The organism is Pseudomonas sp. W2-17 (assembly GCF_041060445.1).
GTDB lineage: Bacteria > Pseudomonadota > Gammaproteobacteria > Pseudomonadales > Pseudomonadaceae > Aquipseudomonas.
Genome location: NZ_JAUFNS010000003.1, coordinates 147,704 through 166,894 on the forward strand (window position 1 = coordinate 147,704; position 19,191 = coordinate 166,894).

Annotated in this window: 21 protein-coding genes; 5 read left to right on the plus strand and 16 right to left on the minus strand. The window is 58.8% G+C overall.

Annotation, left to right across the window (positions count from 1 at the left end):
• Positions 1-70: 70 nt before the first annotated feature.
• The 11 genes from thrC to ffh form a co-directional block, all read right to left on the minus strand.
• Positions 71-1,480, minus strand: a complete 1,410-nt coding sequence (gene thrC / locus QWI20_RS04790; protein ID WP_369304434.1) for a threonine synthase — start codon at positions 1,478-1,480, stop codon at positions 71-73.
• Between the two features lie 150 nt (positions 1,481-1,630).
• On the minus strand, positions 1,631-2,935 hold the full coding sequence (locus tag QWI20_RS04795) for a homoserine dehydrogenase (protein WP_108120894.1): 1,305 nt from the start codon (positions 2,933-2,935) through the stop codon (positions 1,631-1,633).
• Positions 2,936-3,067: 132 nt separating this feature from the next.
• Positions 3,068-3,808, minus strand: a complete 741-nt coding sequence (dsbC, locus tag QWI20_RS04800; protein WP_192170775.1) for a bifunctional protein-disulfide isomerase/oxidoreductase DsbC — start codon at positions 3,806-3,808, stop codon at positions 3,068-3,070.
• A 266-nt stretch (positions 3,809-4,074) separates the two neighbouring features.
• Positions 4,075-4,479 (minus strand): hypothetical protein, encoded by a 405-nt coding sequence (locus QWI20_RS04805; RefSeq protein WP_369304436.1) that lies wholly within the window; start codon positions 4,477-4,479, stop codon positions 4,075-4,077.
• A 679-nt stretch (positions 4,480-5,158) separates the two neighbouring features.
• Entirely contained in the window at positions 5,159-5,965 is an 807-nt protein-coding gene (locus QWI20_RS04810) for a hypothetical protein (RefSeq protein ID WP_369304437.1), read from the minus strand.
• A 152-nt stretch (positions 5,966-6,117) separates the two neighbouring features.
• Complete coding sequence (xerD, locus tag QWI20_RS04815; protein WP_369304438.1) at positions 6,118-7,014, minus strand: site-specific tyrosine recombinase XerD; 897 nt, start codon at positions 7,012-7,014, stop codon at positions 6,118-6,120.
• Positions 7,015-7,142: 128 nt separating this feature from the next.
• Positions 7,143-7,493, minus strand: a complete 351-nt coding sequence (rplS, locus tag QWI20_RS04820; RefSeq protein WP_037012438.1) for a 50S ribosomal protein L19 — start codon at positions 7,491-7,493, stop codon at positions 7,143-7,145.
• 43 nt (positions 7,494-7,536) lie between these two features.
• Positions 7,537-8,289 carry a tRNA (guanosine(37)-N1)-methyltransferase TrmD gene (gene trmD, locus QWI20_RS04825; RefSeq protein ID WP_369304439.1) on the minus strand — a complete coding sequence of 251 codons (753 nt, stop codon included), beginning with the start codon at positions 8,287-8,289 and terminating at the stop codon, positions 7,537-7,539.
• A gap of 3 nt (positions 8,290-8,292) precedes the next feature.
• Positions 8,293-8,829 (minus strand): ribosome maturation factor RimM, encoded by a 537-nt coding sequence (gene rimM / locus QWI20_RS04830; protein ID WP_369304440.1) that lies wholly within the window; start codon positions 8,827-8,829, stop codon positions 8,293-8,295.
• A gap of 5 nt (positions 8,830-8,834) precedes the next feature.
• Positions 8,835-9,086, minus strand: a complete 252-nt coding sequence (gene rpsP / locus QWI20_RS04835; protein ID WP_037012442.1) for a 30S ribosomal protein S16 — start codon at positions 9,084-9,086, stop codon at positions 8,835-8,837.
• A 246-nt stretch (positions 9,087-9,332) separates the two neighbouring features.
• On the minus strand, positions 9,333-10,709 hold the full coding sequence (gene ffh, locus QWI20_RS04840) for a signal recognition particle protein (protein WP_369304441.1): 1,377 nt from the start codon (positions 10,707-10,709) through the stop codon (positions 9,333-9,335).
• 291 nt (positions 10,710-11,000) lie between these two features.
• Between ffh and QWI20_RS04845 the strand changes: the two genes are divergently transcribed.
• The 3 genes from QWI20_RS04845 (at position 11,001) to QWI20_RS04855 (ending at position 14,690) form a co-directional block, all read left to right on the plus strand.
• Entirely contained in the window at positions 11,001-11,813 is an 813-nt protein-coding gene (locus QWI20_RS04845) for an inner membrane protein YpjD (protein ID WP_192170768.1), read from the plus strand.
• A gap of 12 nt (positions 11,814-11,825) precedes the next feature.
• Complete coding sequence (locus QWI20_RS04850; RefSeq protein ID WP_369304443.1) at positions 11,826-13,064, plus strand: transporter associated domain-containing protein; 1,239 nt, start codon at positions 11,826-11,828, stop codon at positions 13,062-13,064.
• Positions 13,065-13,367: 303 nt separating this feature from the next.
• On the plus strand, positions 13,368-14,690 hold the full coding sequence (locus tag QWI20_RS04855) for an MFS transporter (RefSeq protein ID WP_369304445.1): 1,323 nt from the start codon (positions 13,368-13,370) through the stop codon (positions 14,688-14,690).
• Between the two features lie 86 nt (positions 14,691-14,776).
• Here QWI20_RS04855 and purT read toward each other — a convergent pair whose 3' ends face one another.
• The 4 genes from purT to QWI20_RS04875 form a co-directional block, all read right to left on the minus strand.
• The gene (gene purT, locus QWI20_RS04860) at positions 14,777-15,958 is read right to left on the minus strand and encodes a formate-dependent phosphoribosylglycinamide formyltransferase (protein WP_369304446.1); all 1,182 of its coding nucleotides are present in this window, start codon (positions 15,956-15,958) and stop codon (positions 14,777-14,779) included.
• A 117-nt stretch (positions 15,959-16,075) separates the two neighbouring features.
• Positions 16,076-16,309, minus strand: a complete 234-nt coding sequence (locus QWI20_RS04865; RefSeq protein WP_369304447.1) for a DUF1289 domain-containing protein — start codon at positions 16,307-16,309, stop codon at positions 16,076-16,078.
• A complete protein-coding gene (locus QWI20_RS04870; RefSeq protein ID WP_369304449.1) occupies positions 16,309-16,833 on the minus strand; it encodes a gamma carbonic anhydrase family protein in 525 nt (174 codons plus the stop codon). The genes QWI20_RS04865 and QWI20_RS04870 overlap by 1 nt, the downstream gene beginning before the upstream one ends.
• Before the next feature lie 61 nt (positions 16,834-16,894).
• A complete protein-coding gene (locus QWI20_RS04875) occupies positions 16,895-17,506 on the minus strand; it encodes a CoA pyrophosphatase (protein WP_369304450.1) in 612 nt (203 codons plus the stop codon).
• A 153-nt stretch (positions 17,507-17,659) separates the two neighbouring features.
• Between QWI20_RS04875 and QWI20_RS04880 the strand changes: the two genes are divergently transcribed.
• Both QWI20_RS04880 and QWI20_RS04885 read left to right on the plus strand, forming a co-directional pair.
• On the plus strand, positions 17,660-18,211 hold the full coding sequence (locus QWI20_RS04880) for an NUDIX hydrolase (RefSeq protein WP_369304451.1): 552 nt from the start codon (positions 17,660-17,662) through the stop codon (positions 18,209-18,211).
• A 50-nt stretch (positions 18,212-18,261) separates the two neighbouring features.
• Positions 18,262-18,825: a murein L,D-transpeptidase family protein gene (locus QWI20_RS04885; protein ID WP_192170762.1), complete on the plus strand. Its 564-nt coding sequence runs from the start codon at positions 18,262-18,264 to the stop codon at positions 18,823-18,825.
• A gap of 54 nt (positions 18,826-18,879) precedes the next feature.
• Here the strand turns inward: QWI20_RS04885 and QWI20_RS04890 are convergent, their stop codons facing one another.
• Complete coding sequence (locus tag QWI20_RS04890; RefSeq protein ID WP_369304452.1) at positions 18,880-19,191, minus strand: NGG1p interacting factor NIF3; 312 nt, start codon at positions 19,189-19,191, stop codon at positions 18,880-18,882.

The following is a 19,191-nucleotide window of genomic DNA, read 5'->3' on the forward strand; positions in this document are numbered from 1 at the left end:
CGGAAGTGTGGCACGCAGAAAAAACAAGACCCGCTGCGAGGCGGGCCTTAGTTGTTACACGGCGATACGGTCAGAGAGGTTTGCCACGATTACCGTGCTGGCTGACAAAGGCCTGCATGGCTTTGAGGTCATTTGGCAGAACAGTGCAGCGCTCGTCTCGCTCGAACAAATCAGACAAATGTGCAGGCAGCTCAAGCGCTTTTCCTACACCGGCTTTCAGCACGGCGTCCGGGAACTTGACCGGATGCGCCGTTCCCAGGATCACCATTGGCGTGTCCAGGCTGCGGCGGCAGTCCCGCGCGGCTTTCACGCCGATCGCGGTGTGCGGATCGAGCAGCTCGCCGGTGCTGGCGAACACTTCAGCGATGGTCTTGCAGGTGTCTTCGTCACTGACCGCCAGCGAATCAAACAGCTTGCGGGTCTCGGTCCAGCGCTCTTCCTCGACACTGAAACCGCCGCCCTGCCTGAAGTTGGCCATGAGTTCGGCAATTGCGCCGCCGTTGCGACCGTGCATGTCGAACAGCAGACGCTCGAAGTTGGACGACACCATGATGTCCATCGACGGCGACAACGTGGCGTGCAGGGTTTCCTTGACGTACTGATTGCCGCTCATGAAGCGGTGCAGGATGTCGTTGCGGTTGGTGGCAACCACCAGCTGGCTGATCGGCAAGCCCATGTTGCGAGCGAGGTAACCGGCGAAGATGTCGCCGAAGTTGCCGGTGGGCACAGAGAACGCCACCGAACGCGCCGGGCCACCCAACTGCAGCGCCGCGTGGAAGTAGTACACGATCTGGGCCATGATCCGCGCCCAGTTGATCGAGTTCACCGCCACCAGACGCGTGCCCTTGAGGAAGCTCTGGTCGGCGAAGCTGTTCTTGACCATTTCCTGGCAGTCGTCGAAGTTGCCTTCGATCGCGATGTTATGGATGTTCTCGCCGAAGATGGTGGTCATCTGGCGGCGCTGAACATCGGACACGCGGTTGTTCGGGTGCAGGATGAAGATGTCGACGTTATCGCAACGACGGCAGCCTTCGATGGCGGCCGAGCCGGTGTCACCCGAGGTGGCGCCGATGATGACCACGCGTTCGCCGCGCTTCTCGAGCACATAGTCCAGCAGACGACCCAGCAGTTGCAGGGCGAAATCCTTGAACGCCAGGGTCGGTCCGTGAAACAGCTCCAATACCCACTCGTTGCCGTTCAGCTGACGCAGCGGCGCAACCGCAGCGTGGGAAAACACGCCGTAGGTTTCTTCGAGAATCTTCTTGAAATCCGCGTCGGGGATGCTGCCCGTCACGAACGGACGCATCACGCGAAAAGCCAGCTCGTGGTATGACAGGCCGGCCCAGGACGCAATCTCTTCCTGCGTAAAGCGCGGCAGGTTCTCCGGCACATACAGACCGCCATCGCTTGCCAGACCGGTCAGCAGCACGTCTTCGAAATTCAGGGCCGGTGCCTGGCCGCGGGTACTGATATAGCGCATTTTTCAAACCTTCGGTTTGGGCGGCGAGCTCAAAGAGGCCAGCTGCAAGTCAAAACGGTTTGTCTTTGACCTGCAGCCCGGGGGCCGAAGCTCACCGCGATATAAGTTTGCTGTTACTTGCAGCTTGCCGCTTAACGCTTGCGGCTCGTCTCAGTTCAGATGCTCGACGCGGATGCGCACAACCGGTCCGGCAACGTCTTCCAGCGCTTCCAGCGCTTCGATCGCATCGTTCATGCGTTTCTCGACCACGCGGTGGGTCAGCAGAATCATCGGCACCAGGCCGTCATGTTCTTCGACTTCTTTCTGCATGATCGATTCGATGTTGATGCCGCGCTCGGACAGGATGCTCGCCACTTGCGCCAGCACGCCGGGATGATCCTTGGCCTGGATGCGCAGGTAGTACGCGCTTTCGCACGCGTCGATCGGCAGGATCGGGTGGGCGGACAGCGAATCGGGCTGAAAGGCCAGATGCGGAACGCGGTTTTCAGGGTCGGTGGTGAGGGCACGAACCACGTCGACCAGATCCGCCACGACGGATGAAGCGGTCGGCTCCATGCCGGCACCTGCGCCGTAGAACAATGTCGAGCCGGCGGCGTCGCCGTTGACCATCACGGCGTTCATCACGCCATTGACGTTGGCGATCAGACGGTCCGCCGGGATCAGGGTCGGGTGAACGCGCAGCTCGATACCGCTCGGCGTGCTGCGAGCCACGCCCAGGTGCTTGATCCGGTAGCCCAGCGCTTCGGCGTAATTGACGTCGGCGGTGGTCAGCTTGGTGATGCCTTCGGTGTAGGCCTTGTCGAATTGCAGCGGGATGCCAAAGGCGATGGACGCCAGAATGGTCAGCTTGTGCGCCGCGTCGATGCCTTCGACGTCGAAGGTGGGATCGGCTTCTGCATAGCCCAGCGCTTGCGCTTCAGCGAGGACGTCCGGGAAGGTACGGCCCTTTTCACGCATCTCGGTGAGGATGAAGTTGCCGGTGCCGTTGATGATGCCGGCGACCCAGTTGATGCGGTTGGCGGACAGGCCTTCACGAATGGCCTTGATCACCGGGATACCGCCCGCCACCGCCGCTTCGAAAGCCACGATGACGCCCTTCTCCCGGGCCTTGGCGAAAATCTCGTTGCCGTGCACGGCGATCAGCGCCTTGTTGGCGGTGACTACGTGCTTGCCGTTTTCGATGGCCTTGAGCACCAGCTCGCGGGCGATGGTGTAGCCACCGATCAGCTCGATGACGATGTCGATTTCAGGGTTGCTCGCCACGTCGAACACGTCGGTCGTGGTCGGGGTACCGGTAATCTGGCAATTGGGGTTTGGTGTACGCATGGCAATCTGCGCCACTTCGATTCCACGCCCGGCACGGCGGGCAATTTCCTCGGCGTTACGCTTTAGCACATTGAAGGTACCGCCACCGACAGTACCCAGCCCACAGATGCCTACTTTGACCGGTTTCACTATGAACTCCCCATAAAACGGCCGACGCGAGGCCGGCCGTGGAATCAGCCGCGTTCAACACGGCTCGCTATTGATGAAGCGCTACGGACAGGCCGCTTCAATGTTTACCGCAGGAGGCTGCGATAAACGAAATTACTTGGCACTCAGTGCGAGTTTGGCCACTTGTGGCGCTGGCTGGTAGCCCGGAATCAGCTGACCGTCGGCCAACACGATGGCCGGTGTGCCGTTCACGCCGATGGACTGGCCGATTTCAAACTGCTTGGTGACCGGGTTGTCGCACTTCGGCGCCTGAATATTCTTGCCATCGACCATGCGGTCCATTGCACCGCGGCGGTCTTTGGAGCACCAGACGGCCTGAAGTTGTTCGTCACCCGGCGAGCCCAGACCCTGACGCGGGAACGCCACATAACGCACTTCGATGCCGCGCTTGTTCAGCTCCGGCACTTCGGCGTGCAGTTTGTGGCAGTACGGGCAAGTGGTGTCGGTGAACACCGTGATGTGGGATTTGGTCTCGCCAACGGCTGGGTAGACGACCATTTCAGCGGCAGGAATGCCATTGATGGTCTTGGAAATCGCCTGACGCTCGACCTTCTCGGTCAGGTTGACCGGCTTGCCGGCCTGCATCTGGTACAGGTTGCCCTGCATGACGAACTGACCGTCGGCGCTGGCATACAGCACGCGACCGCCCTTCAGATTGACTTCGTAGAGGCCGTTCAACGGACTGCTGGAAATGCTCTCGACGGGAATCTCCAGATTGAGCGATTCCAGGGTCTTGCGAATGGCTTTGTCGGACGCCTCGTCGGCGTGGGCAAACAGGCTGAAAGAGCTGGCCAGCGCTACAACGGCAGCACCGAGAAAACGAGTGACGCGCATGAAAACTCCTCGAGCGGTGAGCAGACGGGCCGGGCTGAAAACGGGTGGCGGAAAAGCACCGGGAGGTTTTCAGGGCCTTGATCTGCGAAACCGGCAAAGCCTATCACATAAGGCTCGCGAGGCCGACTCGCCTTCACGACCAAAGGGCGTTTCAACGATGAGGTGGATAGCCTGCGTGATGAAGCACCGAAGGCGTCGGTGATTGGAGGGACAGATAGGGGCGACGGCACTGAGCGTCGCCGCCGCTATCCTTTTTTGCAAACTCATCACGATTCATGAAAAAAATTAATCGTCCCGTCTTCGTTGTAACTTGCGATTACTTGAATATGCAAACCCAAACTTGGATTAGGTTCAGGCATAGCTGAGACATATTTGTAAGTACCCGAGACCCTACCCTTAATACTAAATGTGCCCCCAATACAAACTTTTCCGAGAAAACCATCTTTATAGATCTCAAGCATCCCAACGTACGAACCAGCACTCTCATCGGTACCGCTCGAAACAGATTTATCAGGCCCAGCAGCAGACGTAAGGTAGAAAATGGCTGGATCGGAAGCCTGCACTATATTCCCGACATTAACTCCAACATTCAACCATTTCCGACCAGAATCTTCCTGCAGTCGAGATCGCGGTGCGGTCTGAATATCTGTTTTTACATTATCGCCACTCATATCAATCTCCCTACTCACCTTTAGTATTCTGATCTTCGAACCAAAACCAATCGTCGCCATTTTCGTTAGTATATAGCAGATGGCTACTACTTGACGTCTTATCCTCAGGGTCAGGCTCGGCTACTGAGGGCGACGTGACCGAGATACTTTCTGCGGGAGGCGTAACGGTCGTTTCTTTATCAACGTAATACCCCCAAAACCGAAGCTTGTAAGGCTTAACACCTGAAAAATCCCCCTCACCCACATTAATAAACTCAAGCACCATCGATTTATTTTAAGAAGGATCCAGACAAAGTAATTCATTACGGAACGTAAATGAAAATTTATCGACCCCATCAGGCCTCACAATGGCTAAAAATGACTTTCTATAATCTATATCAAGCATGATCTTTCTCCCTAAAGGCGAATAAAATGACTTCACATATTTAATTTAGCAGCATCCATGTACATGCAGCGGAAATCCTAAGACTCGTTGGAAGTAATTGTGCAAACTGTTAGCTATAACCACTCGGCGAGTAGCAGGTCCTACGCACTACCCCCTCGGGTGGTGCTTGGCGTGCATTTCCCGCAACCGCGCAAGGGCTACGCGGGTGCGGACTATCAAGGCTCATGTTGTAGGGGCAAGAGCGTCACAACGACATTTGTGGCACTCGAAGCCATCGCCGATCTCATCTCCGCCCTAGGTAAACTGGATCTCACCGTCCGGGGCGTAGACACCGATCACTCTCAATTTCAGACGGGCTTTTGAGCCATCGCCTTCACTCACCCGGGCACACCAATGTTTATCATCCACGTATCCGGGTGTAGTAATTGTTAGATACCGTTCAGTTGTCGAAGACCCTAGATGCACGAACTCTGGGCTCGCATTTTCTATGCGGACGTTAAGAGCATTTTGCTTATTTTTTGTCTTCACAACACAGCCGTTGGCATCCACGCCAATCCACAATGCTTCCGAACTTTTCTTAAACCACGGTTTCATCTGTTCCGGGCCGGAATCTAAATCGGGGCCCATATCAGCAACTTCTTCAGGTGATGCTTCAGGGATAGAAACCTCGAATTTCTCTGGTACAGGCCCGGGTGTGATGTGAACAACCAAAGGTGGGCCATCTGACAGACCTGCCGGTAAGGGCACCTCTCCTACGGGCGCCGGGTGCCATTCTTCTTCGCGTGAGGGCTTCTTCTCGTCTCCTGGCGGTAAGGGCTCCAGGATCTCGTCTCCTTGGGGTAAGGTCTCCTGGATCTCGTTTCCTAGGCTGGATGCAGAGTCAAGGAGTCCCCAGCAAGATAATGCATACACCTCCGGACGGACATAGCGAAACTCAACTACAAGGGACTTATCCATCAGCGTGCTGGCATATAGATAATGTTGTGGCTCGGCCCTCAATTGTCCGTCCCCTCGTTTCACAACCCTGGAGAATCCCAACTTAACACCATCTTCTGACTCAAGCGTTGCCAGAAATGAACCGCCCATCACGTCAGTGGCCATCTTATTTCTCTTTCCATGTGATTTTAAAGTGTTGAGTTCAACTGTAGCCGCTTTTGAACCACTCTATTTCCCACGTAAAGATCAATTCGAAATCAACCTTCTAACCATTCGCTATTAACTGACCCACTCCTGGCAAGAGGCATGACGTACTCTTATCCCCTCGGATGGTGCTTCGTATGCATTTCCTGCAACCGCGCGCGGGCGACGTGGGTGTAGATCTGCGTGGTCGAAAGGTCACTGTGGCCGAGGAGCATCTGCACGACGCGCAGGTCGGCGCCGTGGTTGAGCAGGTGGGTGGCGAAGGCGTGGCGCAGGGTGTGGGGCGACAGGGATTTGCCGATGCCGGCGACTTTGGCCTGGTGCTTGATGCGATGCCAGAAGGTCTGGCGGGTCATCTGTTCACCGCGCTGGCTGGGAAACAGCACGTCGCTGGGCCGACCGTTGAGCAATTCGTGGCGAGCATCGCGCATGTAGCGTTCGACCCAGACGATGGCTTCCTCCCCCATCGGCACCAGACGCTCCTTGCTGCCCTTGCCCATGATGCGCAACACGCCCTGGCGCAAGTTGACCTGCTCCAGCGTCAGGCTGATCAGTTCGGTCACCCGCAGTCCGCAAGCATAGAGCACTTCAAGCATGGCCCGGTCGCGCTGACCAATGGCGTCGCTCAGGTCGGGTGCGGCGAGTAACGCTTCGACGTCGGCTTCGGACAAGGATTTGGGAAGTGGCTTACCCAGCTGCGGCATGTCGACCTGCAGCGTCGGGTCGACCGCGATCAGCTTTTCTCTGAGCAAGTAACGATAGAAGCCGCGCACGCCGGAAAGCAGACGCGCCGTGGAGCGAGGCTTGTAGCCGTTATCGACCCGCCACCCCAGGTGGTCGAGAATCGCTTCGCGACTGACACTCATCAGGTCCACGCCCCTTTCCTGCAACCAGCCGTTGAACAGCGCGAGGTCGCTGCGATAGGCATCGCGGGTGTTGTCTGACAGCCCTTTCTCCAGCCACAGGGCGTCGAGAAAGCGGTCGATCATGGGGTGGTCAATAGCGGGCATGGGTTCTGACTTGATTGTTGAAAAGCGGGGGCAGTTTTTCATACCCGCACAGGCGGGACAAAACCAAATGCCAGAACGCAAAAAAGCAGCCCGTAGGCTGCTTCTTCATTCGCATGGGAAGACTGGGATTAAACCAGTTTTTCCTTGATGCGAGCTGCTTTACCGGACAGGTCGCGCAGGTAGTACAGCTTGGCCTTGCGAACGTCGCCGCGACGTTTCACAGCCATGCTGTCGATTTGCGGGCTGTAGGTCTGGAAAGTACGTTCAACGCCAACACCATTGGAGATTTTACGAACAGTGAAAGCACTGTTCACACCACGGTTACGCTTGGCGATAACAACGCCTTCGAACGCCTGCAGACGAGCGCGGTCGCCTTCCTTCACTTTCACCTGAACGACAATGGTGTCGCCCGGGGCAAAGGGAGGGATCTCTTTGGTCATCTGCTCTGCTTCGAGTGCAAGGATGATTTTGTTAGTCATGCTGTGCTCCTAAGGTAAACCGGTCTGATTTACCATCGATACGTTAACTATCGTCCCGCTCGCGGAGGTATTCCGCCAGCAGCTTCTTCTCTTCTCCAGAAAGCGAGCGGCTTTCCAGAAGATCGGCGCGTCGTTCATAGGTCCGCCCAAGGGACTGCTGTAAACGCCAACGCCGGATGTGTGCGTGATTGCCACTAAGCAATACGTCGGGAACACGCTGATCCGCATACACCTCCGGTCGGGTGTAGTGCGGGCAATCCAGCAGACCATCCGTGAAGGAATCTTCCTCCGCGGAATCTACATGCCCTAAAGCTCCAGGCAGCAGTCGCGTAACCGCATCTATCAGGACCATGGCCGGCAGCTCACCGCCAGATAACACATAGTCGCCAATCGACCACTCTTCATCGACATGAGCTTCAATAAAACGCTCGTCGACGCCTTCATAACGACCGGCAATCAGGATAAGTGCTTCTTCCTGCGCCAGTTCGCGTACCGCAGACTGATCCAGCTTGCGGCCTTGTGGCGACAGGTAAATTACCTTCGCCGCATCCCCCGCCGCCTGCCTGGCCTCAGCCAGAGCATCTTCGAGGGGCTTGATCTTCATCACCATGCCAGGGCCACCGCCAAACGGGCGATCGTCCACAGTGTGATGTCGATCAGTGGTGTAATCCCGCGGATTCCAACAGGTGAGCTGCAACAGCGCCTGTTTCACCGCACGGCTGGTAATGCCGTATTCGCTGATGGCGGAAAACATCTCGGGAAACAGCGTGATGACTTCTATGCGCAGGCTGGCCATTGCTTAGAAATCCGCGTCCCATTCCACCTTCATCTCGCCTGCAACCAGATCAACTGCCAACACGCATTGCTCTGTATAGGGCAAAAGGCGTTCGCGATCGTCCAGACTGCCTGCGCAGGGTTTGACCACCATCACATCATTGGCGCCGGTTTCCAGAAGATGATCGACCTTCCCGAGCGTTTGCCCAAGACCGTCAATGACCTTCAGACCTTCAAGCTGGTACCAGTAGTACTCGCCGTCGGTCAATTCAGGGAACAGGTTGCGTGGCACACAGATCTCATAACCGGCCAGAAGACGAGCTTCTTCACGATCATCAAGACCCTTGAGCTTGGCGACCAGGAACTTGTCGTTCCCGCGTCCACTGACCAGCTCGACCTGTTTCACATTGCCTTCGCGCTTGAGCGTCCAGGTTTTGTACTGCAACAGGTTTTCGGTTGGATCAGTAAAGGAATACACCTTCACTTCGCCGCGAACGCCGTGTACCGAGTAAATCTTGCCGATGACGATCAGATCGTCGGCGGAAGCTGGCGTCGCGTTCATATTGCTCAGGCCGCAGCCTTAGCCGATTCCTTCAACAGCGAAGCAACACGCTCAGAAGGTTGTGCACCAACGCTCAGCCAGTAGGCCAGACGTTCCTGGTTCACGGACAGACGGATTTCCTGACCACGGGCAACCGGGTTGAAGAAACCGATTTGTTCCTTGTGGGAACCGTCACGTGGGTTGCGGCTGTCGGTGACAGTCAGGTGGTAGAACGGGCGCTTTTTAGAGCCGCCAAGGGCAAGACGGATTGTTAGCATTGAACAATTTTCCTGTAGTCGGTGCTGCAAATCTAAGATGCACAGCGGGCATGGGTGCCCGAAAGGCCGCATATTCTAAGGAATATCCGGATTTTTGCAAATGACTTTTTCCGGCGTACGCCGTCGGGCCACCTAGATCTGCCATGGAGCCGTCAGGGATGACGGCAGTGAGTGCCTGCCTGAGCAGGCCACCGGGACGGTTGCCCCAATGAAGAACGCGCGGGAATAACGCCCGCGCGATGCAATTTACATTTTGGGCATACCGCCGCCGGGCAACATTCCGCCCATGCCGCGCATCATTTTGGCCATGCCGCCCTTGGTCGAAAACTTTTTCATCATCTTTTGCATCTGTTTGTGCTGCTTGATCAGACGACCGATGTCCTGCACCTGGGTGCCGGAACCCATGGCGATACGGCGCTTGCGTGAACCGCTGATCAGCTCAGGGTCGCGACGCTCGGCCGGAGTCATCGAATTGATGATGGCTTCCATTTGCTTGAACTGCTTCTCGGCGGCGCTTTGCGCGTTACCCATCTGCGACAGATTTACGCCGCCGATGCTTGGCAGTTTGTCCATGAGCCCGCCCAGGCCGCCCATGCTCTTCATCTGTTGCAACTGATCGCGGAAGTCTTCGAGATCGAAGCCCTTGCCCTTTTTCAGCTTTTTGACCAGTTTGTCGGCCTTGTCCTTGTCGAGAGTCTGTTCGGCCTGCTCGATCAGACTGAGCACGTCGCCCATGCCCAGGATGCGCGATGCGATACGGTCCGGGTGGAACGGCTCCAGCGCCTCGCTCTTCTCGCCCATACCGATGAACTTGATCGGCTTGCCGGTGATGGCGCGCACCGACAGCGCAGCACCGCCACGGGCGTCACCGTCGACCTTGGTCAGAATCACACCGGTCAGCGGCAGCGCATCACCAAACGCCTTGGCGGTGTTGGCGGCGTCCTGGCCGGTCATGGCGTCGACGACGAACAACGTCTCGGCCGGCCTGACCGCCGCGTGCAGCGCCTGGATCTCGCCCATCATTTCGGCGTCGATGTGCAGACGGCCGGCGGTGTCGAGAATCACGACATCGATGAACTTGAGCTTGGCTTCTTTAATAGCCGCTTCGGCGATGTCGACCGGCTTCTGGCTGATGTCGGACGGGAAGAACGTCACGCCGATGTCATTGGCCAGGGTTTCCAGCTGCTTGATCGCGGCCGGACGATAGACGTCCGCCGACACCAGCATCACGGTTTTCTTTTTGCGTTCTTTCAGGAATCGGGCGAGCTTGCCGGCAGTGGTGGTCTTGCCCGCACCTTGCAGACCGGCCATCAGAATGACCGCCGGCGGCGTGACGTTGAGGGTCAGCTCTTCGTTGGCCGCCCCCATCATCTCTTCCAGCTCGGCCTGGACGATCTTCACGAACGCCTGGCCCGGCGTCAGGCTGCGCGACACCTCGGTGCCGACGGCGCGTTCCTTGATGCGATTGACGAAGTCTTTGACAACCGGCAAGGCGACGTCGGCTTCAAGCAGCGCCATACGCACTTCACGCAGTGTGTCCTTGATGTTGTCCTCGGTCAGCTTGGCCTTGCCAGTGACCTGGCGCAGCGTCTGCGAGAGACGATCTGTCAGATTTTCAAACATGCGTGATCCTTTGGGTTCGTGCTGAACCCCGATTGATGCGGCCCGGCCCGTAGCGGCCTTTTCAGTCGGCTGCCGACATCGCGACGCCTGCGCTTTACAGGATGGCTATTGATAATAGCGACGCTATAAAGGCGGCTGAAACAGCGATCGGCGAGCCTGTGGCTTGAGCAGGTCGCGGATTATAGCGAAGACTCCGGCGCACGGACACCACGGCGTCTGCTTCTGTAGTCTTTCGTGGAATGCGCGTTATATGCCAAACTCACCCGCTTTCGGGCACGCCCAACAGGATCTATGTCCCCCTTGTCACCGAGTTTGCTCTTCAGCCTCGCCGCCGCCGTCTTTTACGCCGCTGCGACCGTCTACCAGGGTATGCGCCTGCGTCAGGGCCAAAAGGCCGACAAATGGCTGCTGTGCCTGATCGGCACCCTTGCCGTTGCCTGCCAGGCCAGTGCCCTGTTCGGCCAACTGGTGCGCCCTATCGGCCTGGGTCTGGACTTTTTCAGTGCCGCCAGCCTGATCGCTGTCTCCGTGATCATCGTGACCATGCTCGCGTGCATTCGTCTCCCGGTGGAAATCCTGCTGATCCTCCTGTTCCCGCTGGGGCTGCTGACGACCCTGATGGCGCAGTTTGCGCCCTCCGGTACGCTGCAACCGATCATTGAAGAACACGGCATCATCAGCCATATCCTGCTGTCGATCCTCGCTTACGGGATGTTTACCATTGCAGTGTTCCAGTCGCTGCTCCTGTTGTTGCAGGATCATCAGCTGAAAAACAAGCACCCCCTCGGCCTGATCAAAAGTTTCCCGCCGCTGCAAACCATGGAAAGTCTGCTCTTCGGCTTCCTCTGGGCCGGCTGGGTCCTGCTGTCGATGTCGCTGATTTCCGGCTGGCTGTTCGTCGAAAACCTGTTTGCCCAGCATCTGGTGCACAAAACCCTGCTGTCGATCCTGGCGTGGATCGTCTTCAGTGTGCTGCTGTGGGGACGCCATCATCTGGGCTGGCGCGGCCACAAGGCGATCCGCTGGACCCTGGGCGGGTTCCTGCTCCTCATGCTGGCCTACTTCGGCAGCAAGCTCGTTCGTGAATACATCCTGCACATCTGACGGGCGTTGATCATGGATAATCTGCCGGTCGGCACAATGCTCACGCTGCTTGCCCTGCTCACCCTGTGGTCCGGGCTGTTCAGTGCGGTCGAGGCTGCGCACCACAATCTCAGGGCAATGCCGGTCAACCCCCGCTCCAACGAACCACCGAAGCCGGTTCTGGCGTTCAACCTGAACAGCCTCATCCTCGGCAACACGCTGCTCAAGGCACTGATTACCGTCCTCGCCACGTTACTTGCGATCGGCCACTGGTATTTCCACGGTCCGCTGATTGCCTGGCTGGGCGTCGCCAGCGTGCTGGTGGTGGTGACAGAATTCATTCCGCGAAAGCTGGCGGCGCGTCGTCCCGAATCCATTCTGCTGCTGGGCAACAACGTGCTGCGCATCCCGGTTCGCCTGTTGCAGCCGCTGACCTGGATCTACAAGAACATCGCCAAAACGCTGTTGCGCCCTTTTCTGTCGAAGCGTCGGCCAGACAGCGTCGATGACGATGACGACACGCACCCGACGGTCTATCAGGACAACGAAAGCCAGTATGGCCGCGCCCACGTGATCTCCGGAATCTACGCGCTGGACCGCATGACCGTGAACGACATCCTGGTGCCGCGCAGCGAAGTCGACGGCATCAACCTCGACGACACCATCGAAGAGATCATCGACAAGCTGATCATCTCCCGGCACACCCGTCTGCCGGTCTACCACAACGACATCAATCAAGTGGAGGGCGTGCTCAATACGCGGATGATCAGCCACCTGCTGCCGCGCAACGAACTGACCAAAGAGGCACTGCAAGCTGCCTGCTACGAGCCGTACTTTGTACCGGAAAGCACGCCACTGCAGATGCAACTGCTCAACTTCCATAAGCAGCAGCGGCGCATGGGCGTGGTCGTCGATGAATACGGCGAGGTGTTGGGCATCGTCAGCCTCGAAGACATTCTCGAAGAGATCGTCGGGGAATTCGAAAGCGAGCAGGCCCTCGACAACCCGCACATTCAGCCGCAGCCTGACGGGCGTCTGATGATTGATGGGGCGGCGTCGATTCGCGACCTGAATAAAAGCCTCGCCTGGCATCTGCCCTCCGATGGCCCCAAAACCCTCAACGGGCTGATCACCGAAGCGCTGGAGACGATTCCCAACAGCGCGGTCTGCCTGAAGATCGGGCCCTACCGCCTGGAGATCCTCGAGACCGAGGACAACCGTGTCAGCCGGGTGCTGATGTGGCTCAACACCCGCACCAAAGACGTCATCTAAACAGGCAGGCGGCGCCCTGAAACACTTGTTTCCGCGCCGGTCCCCTTCCTATAATCGACCCGCTTACCCAGCCCCGCCGATGCGCGTGCTACCCGCACAATGCGCGATCCGGCCAGTCACACAGCCTGACCGCTCACGCGACACCCTGGCCTTCGCTCCCATCCCGAGCACGCCACGCGCCTTTGCCCGCATCCGGGCTAGTCTGTTCAGCGCTGGACCCAAAACAACAATTACGATTGCCGCAGCGCGCGCACGAATTTTCGTCTCCCGCTGACAGGCGATACGACTGCCAGGGATATCCGCATGACCACCACTTCTGCCTGTCCAACCCGCGACGAGAGCGACACCCGCCCCGCCAACTCCGCGGCCCGCGTCGCCACCGCCAGCTTCATCGGCACCGCGATCGAGTTCTACGATTTCTACGTATACGCCACCGCCGCCGCGCTGGTGATCGGCCCGGTATTCTTCCCGCAAACCTCAAGCACCGCACAGATGCTGTCGGCGTTTCTGACGTTCGGGATCGCCTTTCTCGCACGTCCCTTGGGCTCGGCGCTGTTCGGCCACTTCGGTGATCGTGTCGGCCGCAAATCGACACTGGTCGCATCGCTGCTGCTCATGGGCGTCTGCACCACGCTGATCGGCGTGGTGCCGGGTTACGACGCCATCGGGTCATGGGCGCCGATTCTGCTCTGCGTGCTGCGCTTCGGCCAAGGCCTCGGACTGGGCGGTGAATGGGGCGGCGCGGCGCTGTTGGCGACCGAGAATGCACCGAAAGGCAAACGTGCGTGGTTTGGCATGTTTCCGCAGCTGGGTCCCTCGATCGGTTTCCTTGCGGCAAACGGGCTGTTTCTGACGCTGGCGATGACGCTGGACGACGAGCAATTCCGCTCCTGGGGCTGGCGCGTGCCGTTTCTGCTCAGCGCCGTGCTGGTCATCATCGGGCTGTATGTGCGCTTGAAGCTTGAGGAAACGCCTGTTTTCGCCAAGGCCATCGCCCGCCATCAGCGTGTGAAATTGCCGATTGCCGAACTGTTCGGTCAGTACTGGAAGCCGATGCTGCTGGGCGCAGCGTCGATGGTGGTGTGCTACGCGCTGTTCTACATTTCCACCGTCTTCTCGCTGAGCTATGGCGTAAAAACCCTGGGTTACAGCCGCGAATCGTTCCTCGCGATGCTGTGTTTTGCAGTGCTGTTCATGGCCCTGGCGACGCCGCTTTCCGCGTTGGCGAGTGATCGATTTGGTCGCAAGCCGGTGCTGATCATCGGCGGCGTGCTGGCCATCCTGTCAGGCTTTCTGATGGAGCCCTTGCTGACTCACGGCACCACGTGGGCGGTGACGCTGTTTCTGTCGATCGAGCTGTTTCTGATGGGCGTTACGTTCGCGCCGATGGGCGCGATGTTGCCGGAGCTGTTTCCTACGCGGGTGCGTTATACCGGCGCGTCGGCGGCCTACAACATCGGCGGCATTGTCGGTGCCTCGGTCGCGCCGTTCTTTGCACAGAAGCTGGTGGAGATGGGCGGCTTGAGCTGGGTCGGTGGGTATGTCTCGGCGGCGGCACTGATCAGCGTGATCGCTGTGCTGTGCCTGAAAGAAACCCGGCACGCGGACCTGGATACGATTGCCTGATCACACCGGATCTCATTTTTTTAGCGACGCAACAGCCAAACAAAAACGGCGCCCCTGAGGGCGCCGTTTTGTATTCAGCGTAAAGCTTACAACTGGACCTTCACCGCCATCGAAGCGCGAGTGGCCTTGCGACGGGCCGCTTCGATCGACTCGTCACGGGCCAGAGCCACGCCCATGCGGCGCTGACCATTGACCTCGGGCTTGCCGAACAGGCGCAGCGCGGTGTCCGGTTCGCTCAGGGCTTGTTCCAGGTTGGCGAACGCCGTCTGGGTCGATTGACCTTCCACCAGAATTACTGCCGACGCCGATGGGCCGAACTGACGAATCAGCGGGATCGGCAGACCGAGAATGGCCCGGGCGTGCAGCGCGAACTGGGACAGGTCCTGGGAAATCAGCGTGACCAGCCCGGTGTCGTGGGGGCGCGGCGAGACTTCGCTGAACCAGACCTGATCACCCTTGATGAACAACTCGACACCAAACAGACCACGGCCGCCCAGCGCCTCAGTCACCGCCTTGGCAACACGCTCGGACTCGGCCAGTGCCACCGGGCTCATGGCCTGGGGCTGCCACGATTCCTGATAGTCGCCTTTCTCCTGACGATGCCCGACCGGTGCACAGAAGGTTGTGCCGCCGACGTGACGCACGGTCAGGAGAGTGATTTCGTATTCGAAGTCAATGAAACCTTCGATGATCACCCGGCCTTTGCCGGCACGACCGCCTTCTTGCGCGTAGTCCCAGGCCTTCTGGATGTCCGCGTCGGTTTTCAGCAGGCTCTGGCCTTTGCCCGACGAGCTCATCACCGGCTTGACCACGCACGGGAAACCCAGGTCTTCGACGGCTTTTTTGTAGTCTTCGAAGGTGTCGGCAAAGTGATACGGCGAGGTCGGCAGGTCCAGCTCTTCAGCGGCCAGACGACGAATGCCTTCGCGGTTCATGGTCAGCTGCGCAGCGCGGGCCGTTGGAATGACGGTGAAGCCTTCGGATTCCAGCTCCACCAAAGTCGCGGTGGCGATGGCTTCGATTTCCGGGACGATGTAATGGGGCTTCTCGGACTCGATGACCGCACGCAAGGCGGCGCCGTCGAGCATATTGATCACGTGGCTGCGGTGCGCGACCTGCATCGCCGGAGCGTTGGCGTAACGGTCGACGGCGATCACTTCAACGCCCAGGCGTTGAAGCTCGATCACTACTTCCTTGCCAAGCTCGCCGCAACCGCAGAGCAAAACGCGGGTCGCGGTCGGCGACAGTGGAGTTCCGATTTGAGTCATCTCAGGTCCTCGTGGAGCAGGTCGAGGGTTGCTCGCCGTGTGCAAGCAACCGCAGGTAGAAAGGCGCGCAATTTACCATGAAGGCCGGGGAATGGGATGCAGCGGCGCAGGGTTGATTCAACGTCGAGGGCTGTTGCCACTCACCTGAAACATCATCCCGCTCGCCCTCGCCCTCTCATCGCAGGCGACCAACACGGCACGGCGCGCCTGGTTGTCCATTCGGCTCCAGCCGGTGATCTCGGCCACGGTGCGCTGGCAACCCGTGCAGATGTCGGCGTCGTCCAGAGCGCAAATGCTCACACAGGGCGAGCGGACCGGCTTTTCGTGGAGTGGAGCGTCGGCGCTGGACATCAATCTTCCTGTGGGGTCAGGTCACGCGCGTAGCGCTGGGCGTTGTGGACGTAGTGGGCGGCGCTGGCGTCGAGCATCTGCTTCTGTGCGTCAGTCAGCTCGCGGACGACTTTACCGGGCGAACCCATGACCAGCGAACCGTCAGGAATGACTTTGCCTTCGCCGATCAGTGAATTCGCGCCGATGATGCAGTGTTTGCCGATCTTCGCGCCGTTGAGGATGACCGAATTGATGCCGATGAGCGTGCTGTCGCCGACGCTGCAGCCGTGAAGCATCGCGTTGTGGCCGATGGTCACGTTGCGGCCGATGGTCAAAGGCGAACCCATGTCCGTGTGCATGACCGTGCCGTCCTGCACGTTACTGTTCTCACCGATGTCGATCAGCTCGTTGTCGCCGCGCAGCACGGCGCCAAACCAGACGCTGGCGTTGGCCTGCAAGCGCACATTGCCGATGACAGTGGCTGTCGGCGCGATCCAGCTGCTGGCGTGCGCGTCGACGCGGGCATCGCCCAGGCGGTATTTCATGGCCTGCTCCTCATGGCTCGGTTCTCATGGCTCGGTTCTCATGGCTCGGCGCGGCCGCGGCTCAGGATTTCAGCGTGTGGATGATTGATCGTTTGGGCGGTTCGTTGAGGTCGATGCCGCTGTCGAACAACAAGTTCATCAGCTCGACGATCATGATCGCGGTCAGACCCCAGATCTTGTACTCGCCGAAGCGGTAACTCGGCACGTACCAGCTGCGCCCTTGATAGTCGATGCGGTGGGTGTGTTCGCGCGCATCCTGGCGGAAGAAATCCAGCGGCACGCTGAAGACCGCCGCGATCTCGCCATCATTGGGGGTGTATTCAACAAAGTCGGGAATAATGCCGATGTAGGGCGTCACTTTGATGCCGTGCTTGGAGATCAACGGACTCAGCGGGCCGATCACTTCCACCAGACCCGGTGGCAAACCGATCTCCTCCTGTGCTTCGCGCAGCGCCGTGAAGATCAGGTCCGGATCCTCCGGGTCACGCCGTCCGCCTGGGAAGGCCACTTCGCCGCCGTGGGTCGACAGGCCGCTGGCGCGCAGGGTCAGTACCAGTTCGGGCTCTGCGTTGCGGGTGATGGGGAGAAGCACGGCGGCCTCGGGGAAGCGCGCGTCCGTTTCCAGCATCACCGGCGTGTGGCTGCTCATACGGTGAAGTAGCTCATCCAGCATGGGAATTCTCGATCGGTTGCCTGCCCGGCATCATGCACCAAAGCGACGATGCGCCCAAGTCTTGTAGGACAACCCGCCCGCGCAAGACGCCTCTTGCCGTCCACCCGCGCTACAGCTCAAGATAGCCGCTGCCAACAGGAACCCGATTCGATCATGAAATTCTGCAGCAACTGCGGCGAACAGGTCATCCAGCGTATCCCCGAGGGCGACAGCCGCCCGCGTTACGTGTGTGAACATTGCGACACCATTCACTACCAGAACCCCAACATCGTGGCCGGCGTCGTGCCGGTGTGGGGCGAGAAAGTGTTGCTGTGCCGTCGCGCCATCGAGCCACGACTGGGTTACTGGACGTTACCCGCCGGGTTCATGGAAAACGGCGAAAGTGTCGAGCAGGCCGCCCGCCGCGAGACGCTGGAGGAAGCCTGCGCGGAGGTCGCGGACCTGCAGCTGTATTCAATGATCGATGTACCGCACATCAATCAGGTGCACATCTTCTATCGCTCGAACCTGGTCAAACCGGAGTTCGCGGCCGGCATCGAAAGCCTGGAAGTGAAGTTGTTCGACGAAGCCGACATCCCGTGGTCGGAGCTGGCTTTCCAGACCGTCAGACGTACCCTAGAATGCTTTTTCCGCGACCGGCGGCATCAAGATTTTCAGGTGCGCACCGATTGCCTGTCCGTTACACCTCCTCTCAAAACCACTTGATCAAGACGACGGCGCGCGATGGCCGCGCAGGCTTCAGGGATATCCTTTTCATGCGTTGGTTGCTTGCCGTTTTATGCCTGTCGGTTGTGCCGATGTCCCAGGCTGCGTTCACCCAGACCATTGTGCCCAAAGGCAGCGAACAGAAGTTCGTCGGCGGTAAGGTTGTCGACACCCAGAACATCGCGGACCGGACCATCGATAAGGTGCTGGTGCTCAAATCTGCACATCAGTTGCAGCTGATCAGCCGTGGCGAGGCGCTGAAGACCTATCGAATCTCACTGGGCAAGGCGCCCATCGGACCGAAACTGCAAGAGGGAGACCAGCGCACACCGGAAGGTTTCTACTGGCTCGACTGGCGCAAGACCAGCGACGCCTACAACCTGTCGATGCACATTTCCTACCCCAACATCTCCGATGCCGCACGCGCCCGACGCGAAGGCGTGAAGCCCGGCAGCATGATCATGATCCACGGCACGCCGATCAACGACGATTACCCGGAGTGGTATTTCCACACGCTGGACTGGACGAACGGCTGCATCGCCATGCGCAACAGCGATATTCGTGAGGTGTGGGATCTGGTGAAAGACGGCACGATGATCGAGATTCGGCCGTAAGATTCTTCGAAGGGAATGCAGAACGCCTCGATCTCAAGCAAGGCTGCGGGGAAGCTAGATATCTTCCAGCTTCCACACGTCATAAGCCGGTACTTCGTAGGGATGACTGGCCTTTAACGCAGCAACCGCCTGCCTGATCAGCTCGTCTGACACGACAAGCTCGACCTTCCATTCCTGAACCTGCTCGACCTCGCCGGCGTGCCCGATGAACGGCTGACTGCCGTCCAGCGGGCGAAACTGGCCTTGTCCGAGCATCTGCCATGAGCAGCAGTCATACGCGCCGATTCGCCCCGCACCGGCGACGAACAACGCGTTTTTGACCTGCTCCACATGGCTCGGTGGCACAAAGAACGCCAGCTTGTACAT

What these genes read in the sequence shown, in the direction of transcription:
- thrC (WP_369304434.1), bottom strand. Translation starts at nt 1,480, where the DNA reads ATGCGCTATATCAGTACCCGCGGCCAGGCACCGGCCCTGAATTTCGAA.
- dsbC (WP_192170775.1), bottom strand. Translation starts at nt 3,808, where the DNA reads ATGCGCGTCACTCGTTTTCTCGGTGCTGCCGTTGTAGCGCTGGCCAGC.
- QWI20_RS04805 (WP_369304436.1), bottom strand. Translation starts at nt 4,479, where the DNA reads ATGAGTGGCGATAATGTAAAAACAGATATTCAGACCGCACCGCGATCT.
- QWI20_RS04810 (WP_369304437.1), bottom strand. Translation starts at nt 5,965, where the DNA reads ATGGCCACTGACGTGATGGGCGGTTCATTTCTGGCAACGCTTGAGTCA.
- xerD (WP_369304438.1), bottom strand. Translation starts at nt 7,014, where the DNA reads ATGCCCGCTATTGACCACCCCATGATCGACCGCTTTCTCGACGCCCTG.
- rplS (WP_037012438.1), bottom strand. Translation starts at nt 7,493, where the DNA reads ATGACTAACAAAATCATCCTTGCACTCGAAGCAGAGCAGATGACCAAA.
- trmD (WP_369304439.1), bottom strand. Translation starts at nt 8,289, where the DNA reads ATGGCCAGCCTGCGCATAGAAGTCATCACGCTGTTTCCCGAGATGTTT.
- rimM (WP_369304440.1), bottom strand. Translation starts at nt 8,829, where the DNA reads ATGAACGCGACGCCAGCTTCCGCCGACGATCTGATCGTCATCGGCAAG.
- rpsP (WP_037012442.1), bottom strand. Translation starts at nt 9,086, where the DNA reads ATGCTAACAATCCGTCTTGCCCTTGGCGGCTCTAAAAAGCGCCCGTTC.
- ffh (WP_369304441.1), bottom strand. Translation starts at nt 10,709, where the DNA reads ATGTTTGAAAATCTGACAGATCGTCTCTCGCAGACGCTGCGCCAGGTC.
- QWI20_RS04845 (WP_192170768.1), top strand. Translation starts at nt 11,001, where the DNA reads ATGTCCCCCTTGTCACCGAGTTTGCTCTTCAGCCTCGCCGCCGCCGTC.
- QWI20_RS04850 (WP_369304443.1), top strand. Translation starts at nt 11,826, where the DNA reads ATGGATAATCTGCCGGTCGGCACAATGCTCACGCTGCTTGCCCTGCTC.
- QWI20_RS04855 (WP_369304445.1), top strand. Translation starts at nt 13,368, where the DNA reads ATGACCACCACTTCTGCCTGTCCAACCCGCGACGAGAGCGACACCCGC.
- purT (WP_369304446.1), bottom strand. Translation starts at nt 15,958, where the DNA reads ATGACTCAAATCGGAACTCCACTGTCGCCGACCGCGACCCGCGTTTTG.
- QWI20_RS04865 (WP_369304447.1), bottom strand. Translation starts at nt 16,309, where the DNA reads ATGTCCAGCGCCGACGCTCCACTCCACGAAAAGCCGGTCCGCTCGCCC.
- QWI20_RS04870 (WP_369304449.1), bottom strand. Translation starts at nt 16,833, where the DNA reads ATGAAATACCGCCTGGGCGATGCCCGCGTCGACGCGCACGCCAGCAGC.
- QWI20_RS04875 (WP_369304450.1), bottom strand. Translation starts at nt 17,506, where the DNA reads ATGCTGGATGAGCTACTTCACCGTATGAGCAGCCACACGCCGGTGATG.
- QWI20_RS04880 (WP_369304451.1), top strand. Translation starts at nt 17,660, where the DNA reads ATGAAATTCTGCAGCAACTGCGGCGAACAGGTCATCCAGCGTATCCCC.
- QWI20_RS04885 (WP_192170762.1), top strand. Translation starts at nt 18,262, where the DNA reads ATGCGTTGGTTGCTTGCCGTTTTATGCCTGTCGGTTGTGCCGATGTCC.
- QWI20_RS04890 (WP_369304452.1), bottom strand. Translation starts at nt 19,191, where the DNA reads ATGTACAAGCTGGCGTTCTTTGTGCCACCGAGCCATGTGGAGCAGGTC.